This window comes from Natroniella acetigena, assembly GCF_023227745.1.
In the GTDB taxonomy this organism is placed as follows: Bacteria; Bacillota; Halanaerobiia; order Halobacteroidales; family Halobacteroidaceae; genus Natroniella; species Natroniella acetigena.
Genome location: NZ_JALKBX010000088.1, coordinates 1 through 5860, shown reverse-complemented (window position 1 = coordinate 5860; position 5860 = coordinate 1). Strand labels below are relative to the sequence as shown.

Annotated in this window: 8 protein-coding genes; 4 read left to right on the top strand and 4 right to left on the bottom strand. The window is 30.8% G+C overall.

From position 1 onward, the window contains the following. The first annotated feature begins 343 nt into the window (after positions 1–343). Complete coding sequence (locus MWH25_RS12415; protein ID WP_248627968.1) at positions 344–502, top strand: Spo0E family sporulation regulatory protein-aspartic acid phosphatase; 159 nt, start codon at positions 344–346, stop codon at positions 500–502. 142 nt (positions 503–644) lie between these two features. On the opposite strand, the gene MWH25_RS13085 is transcribed toward MWH25_RS12415, so the two are convergent. After that, positions 645–887, bottom strand: a complete 243-nt coding sequence (locus MWH25_RS13085; RefSeq protein WP_345947266.1) for a DUF6868 family protein — start codon at positions 885–887, stop codon at positions 645–647. Between the two features lie 296 nt (positions 888–1183). Further along, positions 1184–1858, bottom strand: a complete 675-nt coding sequence (locus MWH25_RS12410) for a leucine-rich repeat domain-containing protein (RefSeq protein WP_248627967.1) — start codon at positions 1856–1858, stop codon at positions 1184–1186. 536 nt (positions 1859–2394) lie between these two features. On the opposite strand from MWH25_RS12410, the gene MWH25_RS12405 reads away from it, so the two are divergent. From MWH25_RS12405 to MWH25_RS12395, 3 genes are all read left to right on the top strand, one after another. After that, positions 2395–2565, top strand: a complete 171-nt coding sequence (locus MWH25_RS12405; RefSeq protein WP_248627966.1) for a helix-hairpin-helix domain-containing protein — start codon at positions 2395–2397, stop codon at positions 2563–2565. Between the two features lie 62 nt (positions 2566–2627). Then, positions 2628–3350 carry a PmeII family type II restriction endonuclease gene (locus MWH25_RS12400; RefSeq protein ID WP_248627965.1) on the top strand — a complete coding sequence of 241 codons (723 nt, stop codon included), beginning with the start codon at positions 2628–2630 and terminating at the stop codon, positions 3348–3350. Positions 3351–3395: 45 nt separating this feature from the next. Then, on the top strand, positions 3396–4802 hold the full coding sequence (locus tag MWH25_RS12395) for a DNA cytosine methyltransferase (RefSeq protein WP_248627964.1): 1407 nt from the start codon (positions 3396–3398) through the stop codon (positions 4800–4802). 287 nt (positions 4803–5089) lie between these two features. On the opposite strand, the gene MWH25_RS12390 is transcribed toward MWH25_RS12395, so the two are convergent. Continuing rightward, positions 5090–5440: a hypothetical protein gene (locus MWH25_RS12390; protein WP_248627963.1), complete on the bottom strand. Its 351-nt coding sequence runs from the start codon at positions 5438–5440 to the stop codon at positions 5090–5092. A 5-nt stretch (positions 5441–5445) separates the two neighbouring features. Continuing rightward, a complete protein-coding gene (locus MWH25_RS12385; protein ID WP_248627962.1) occupies positions 5446–5652 on the bottom strand; it encodes a hypothetical protein in 207 nt (68 codons plus the stop codon). Between the last annotated feature and the right edge of the window lie 208 nt (positions 5653–5860).

Here is a 5860-nt window from a genome sequence, read left to right as displayed (position 1 = left end):
CAGTAAATGCTGCTTATAACAAGGTTAATTTATGATTTAGTTTACGTAGGAAGTTAACATAAGTCTCATTATGTTAATTATATTACAGATTAATACATAAATAAACAAAAATTATCGACAAAATAATGGTTTTAATTATATTATATAGTTTATTTATATATAATATAACATCATTTCTCATTATAATTTATTCTTTCCTAAAAACAAATTCTTTTTTGATAGCATCAATAAGATAATAATGCAACTAATTTACTACAATTGGTATATGATTACAAATTTTAGTTAACATAATGAGACTACAGTTAATAAATATAAATCATTATTAACAGGAGGTTTAGTTAATATGACTAAAAAAAAGGAGATAGAGAAATTAAGAGAGAAATTGAAGCAGAAGCTGGAAGAATCGGAAGCAGGAAGTCAAAATCCAAAAGTTCAAACTCTTAGTAGAGAATTAGATATAGCAATACATGAATTTTATCTCCAGAAAGAAATTGATAAGTAAACTTTACTCTAAAAACGATCAAATGAGGAAGTGGGTTGAATTAGGCGTTTATTATTTTTTGAGTTTTTAAATACCTTTGTCAAATTATAAATGTCTGATTATGATTTGACAAAGCATTTTAATATATTTTAGCATTTTCTTCTCATTCAATAATCGTTAGGGCTACCCATGGTACTAGGTTGAAAACAAAAATGATGATCTTATAGATACCAATAAGAGAGTAGAGAACCATATTGAATGTTTCTCGTGGCATAGAAAACCATTTGCTATGGATTTTATATACATAGTCATTGGCAAGTATTAAGAGTGGAAATGAAAGGAGCAATAGCCCTACATTCAAGATTGTACACCACATAAAAAATGTTCTTAACAGTTGGAGTTCCATAATGTTCCTCCTTTTTTATAAGTTTGCCTATCTAATGTAAAGGGTTATATTTAGCTTAATATTAACAAAATTATTTTATACACTTGGATGCGGCTGATTTTTAAAGTTGGACGGAGGTTTGAAATTAACGTCCCTAGCATTCGCGACGTCTCATATGAAAATGAAAGCCTGAGCTAACCCACCCAGGCTTTCATAAAATATTAAACCTTCATTTAGGCCATCCGACTAGATGTCGCTAATGCTATGTTATCAGAAGTGGGGCAAACTATAGTATTATCTCTAAATTAGGATCTTATCTAATCTTCCCAACCAATTAATTTTACACCATCATCAAAAGCAAAATTACCTATTTCAGTTAGACTATCTGATAGCTCTACTTCCTCTAATTCATTGTCATAAAAGGCTCCACCACTTATTTTAGTTACACTGTCTGGTATCTCCACTGAGGTTAAGTTGTTATATCCAAAAACATAACCACGTATTTCAGTTAAACTATCTGGTATCTCTACTTCTTCTAAATTATTAAAGGCAAAAGCCTCTTCACCTATTTTAGTTACACTATCTGATAGCTTTACTTCTTCTAATTGATTAGCAAAAAAAGCTCCATCACCGATTTCAACTACACTATCTGGTATCTCTACTTCTTCTAATTCATTACTACCAAAAGCCCCATCACCTATTTTAGTAACACTATCTGGTAGCTCTACTGTCGTTAATCCTTGTTCAATAAAAGCTGGTTTTTTATCCCAGCCTTGTTCTTCTTTATTCCAAACTCCCCCTTGAATTTCAGTTACCTTAACTCCATCAATTTCAGAAGGTATGACTAAATCTTTACTAGTACCACTATAACCAGTTATTGTTCCAGTCTCACTATCAAACTTAAAATCTTCAGGAGAACTTGCTTGACTACAACCTAAAAGAGCTAAACTCAAAAACAAGACTAATCCAACAACTGACATTTTCTGTTTCATTAAGTATCACTCCTGTTTGTTATTTTGTTATTCTCTCTTGTTCCATACCATAGTAGAACTCAAATAAAAACTATATCTAATATAGATTAAGTTGACTAGTTTCTTGAAAAAATCACCTCCTAAAAAACAGACAAGTTATCATAGCCCCATTTCTGATAACTTAATCTTAACGAAGTTAACTTCGTTAAGATCTTATATATCTAGTTTGATTTTTATAATTATCGCAAGTTAACATCTCGATTGTAAATAAATAACTTCTCTAAAATGTCTCCTTAAAGAAGAACAAAAGGGCCAAGAGAAGGGTACGCTAAATTTTAAAAATGAGTCAACTCATTTAGTTTATTTTTCTATAAAAACATTTTATTCCCTTTAATCTTTGAAAATAATTTCTTATTTGTCAATTTATTCTTGGATATTGAACTATCAAAACTTTGGTAAAAAGGATTAACTTTTTTCTTTTTTTAGAGGGAGGTAAAGAGGTGTTATTTATATAATTATTATTAAGAAAGGTTAAGGAATGGAGGTAGAAGAGTTTGTTGAGTGATAGAGAGTATGACTATATACAAGAGCAACTAAAAAAGGTTAGTGGTATAGGAAATGCAACTGCTGGTAAAATTATTAGTAGTGTGGATAAATTTTCAGATTTTAATGATGTTTATAAGGGTGATTTAGAAGAAATCCAAACATCTACTGGAAAAAAGCACTAAATGAGCAACAGATTGAAGAAGTTTTAGAAATTTTATCTCGAATTGATTTTAATGAAGAAATTATGATTTTAGAAGTTGAAGAGATTATCTCTAATTTTATAACTAATACTTATCAAAAAATAAAGGAACTAGAGTTAAATATAATAGATATTAACCCTTTTTTGATTAGGGCACTAAAGTTTGAGCAAGCTGAGGAAGTTATATTATTTTATTTGTATCAGAGGATTACTCGTTCAATTGTCACTTCTTGGGGGATGACAGTAGAGAACATAGCAAAGTCTTGTGGGGCTGAAGATGTTCCAGCTAAAGAGAATGTAAGCTATAAAGGGAAAAGGTTTGATATTAAAAAGAAGATTGGTAATAAGAATTATTTTATTCAAGTTAAATCCGGGCCAAATACGATGAATGTAGGCATGGTTGAATCCTTAAATCAAATGATTGAAAAGATAGAGAACAAAGATAAAAAGAATATAGGTCTTTTAGGGATGACTTTTGGAAATAAGGAGGCTTTATCTTCTCAGATTAGTGGTAATTTGAGAAATGTAGAGGAAAAAAGCAAGATAGGTAGAGAGTTTTGGGATTTTATTGCTCAAAAGAATGGATTTACAAAAGAATTGTTAAATATGATTTCAAATGCTGCTAAAAAATATGAAGCTAAAGAAGAAGGAAGAAAGCTTTCAGATTTAATAAATGAGAAACGAGATTTATTACTTAAACAATGGAACGGGAAGTATGGAGGAACCGATAAAGAATCTATAGAGAAAGTAGAGCAGCTAAATTTGTAGTTTAAGATATAATAATTAATTGATTAACTTAGTGGAGGGTTATTTATGAAGTATAAAGTTGTAGATTTGTTTTGTGGAGCTGGAGGTTTTAGTAAAGGTTTTGAGATGTCCAATAAATTTAAGGTTATTAGAGGTTATGATATTGAGAAAGATGCTTTAAAAACTTTTAATTTCAATCATCCAGGCGAAGGAGTAGAGTATGATGTTAGAAAGGAAGTTCCTGCTGAGTTAAAACAGGGTAATATAGATGTTGTGATTGGTTCTCCTCCTTGTCAGGGATTTAGTGATGCTAAAGGTAGTCGTAGCTTAGAGGATGAAAGAAATAATTTGGTTTTCCATTTTATTAGATGGGTAAAAGAGATTGAACCTCAAATTGTAGTGATGGAGAATGTTTCGGGGATGTTGACTATTGATGATCGGTTTATTGAGGAGATGAAAGGAGAATTTGAAACTGATTATAATGTGATTTATGGTATTTTAAATTCTAAAGAGTTTGGTGTACCTCAAAAAAGGGAACGGGCTATATTTATAGCTACTAGAAAGGGTATGGCTAATCCTACATTGCCAGATTCAATAGTGGGGGAGCAGTTAAACTTATTTAAAAAGGATAAAAATTTATTTTCTTCTTATGTGACAGTAGGACAGGCAATCTCTGATCTTTCAGCTGCTGGTGAAGAAGAGATGCTTGATTATAAGTCAGAGCCAAAAAATAAATTCCAAGAAATAATGAGAGCTGGAAGTGACAGTGTTTATAATCATATTGCTAAAGCACCTCGGGATAAAGATATGTTTATTGTAGAGAAGATACCTGAAGGCAAGATGTATAGGAGTACTAGGTTTGGAGATAAATATGTTGGAGTTTGGGATTTGTTTAAGGATAAATTCACTCTTGAGCAAAGGCTGATTTTTTGGTTTATTGGTCGGCATAGGGGCAGGAAAGCATATAAGTTGACGGATAAATCAGGACCGGATTATATTCCTGAGGACAAGATAGTTGAAAGTTTACAGAAAGAAGAGGTTTTAAGAGAAGCAATGAAATATAGTTTCGAGGATTTATTGGATAAGAAAATAGAAGTTAGTAAGTCTGACATAAGAAAATTAAAAGAAGAAGGTTGGTTAAGAACAAAAGAAAAAGATGGAGTAGTAGCCTATGATCTTAATAGCAAGTCAGGGATTAGACCACGGTATATGAGACTTAATCGAGATGAACAGTCTAATACTATTTTAACTACTGATTTTAATGCTAGAGAGAAACTGCATCCTGTAGAGAATAGGGGGCTTTCACTGCGGGAAGGGGCTAGGATTCAGAGTTTCCCTGATGATTTTATCTTTCAAGGAGATTTTAAAGCCGTGGCTAAGCAAGTTGGTAATGCTGTGCCGCCTTTGTTGGCCCGGGGGATTGCTGATCATGTTGTTAGGTTTTTGGAGAGAAAGCAAGAAGAAGTGGTTTAATATTTATTGAAGTAGAATGAATTAAATATAATGTTGCAATTAGAATGCTCCAGTAATTATAATTTATACTTACTGGAGCTTAATATTATTTTATATATTTTGGTGTAGCTGATTTTTAAAGTTGGCCCGGGAGATTTGGGATTGATTTAGCGTCCCGCAGATTTGGGACGTTCTAGTATCCTCTCAACCTACTATCTAGCTGCTGGATTTCATAAGTCACTCTACTTATAAGCAGTAAGCTGAATGTCGCTAACTTCATGTTATGCATGTTAATTTTGTTCTAGGTTTTATTTTGAAAAAGCTATTATAACACCAAATAGAGAAATAAAAAGTGCAATTGTTGATATTATATTTGCCCTCTTTGAATATTTTAATGATAAGTCTTTACGCTCTTCTTCTTTAATTTTTTCAATTTCATGGTCGGTCATTCCATCATTTTCAATAAATTTCTTTGTAGTTATCGATACTCCATAGGCATTATTATATTTTTTTATAACTCCCTTTCTTAAAAGATTTTCTAATTTTAGTTTTCTTTCTGAATCCATAGTTCTCAAATCAAGTATTAATCTTTGACCTAAATCACCATTACAATCTTCCCATATTTCTTTAGCTAATTCTAATTCACTAACATTGGACATTCTAATTACACTCCTTTGAATAATTCTTTATTTAAATATTCAGCAACTGCAGTTGAAAGCATTTCTTTCCATGAATTAAATGAGGTGAACTTTATTACTTCTTTATCTTTTATATTTTCTGGTATAGCTTGAAATTCTTCTTCAGTGGAAAATTGAAGTTTTGAATATTCAAAAAAAGCATTAATATTATCAAAATTAGTGTGCTTTTTCATAAATTCATAACCAAATAACTCTTCAAAAGAAACTTGCTCGGTTCCATCTATCTTTTAATTTTTAGCATTTTTAGATATTTGTTCTAAACTTTTATTGATTTTATCAAAACCTTCAACTCTCATTTAATCTCCTCCCTCTATAAATTAAATTTATCTCACTTATGCTCGCTTATTCTTAGAATTTCATTTTCTTTTAAAAAAGGATTAA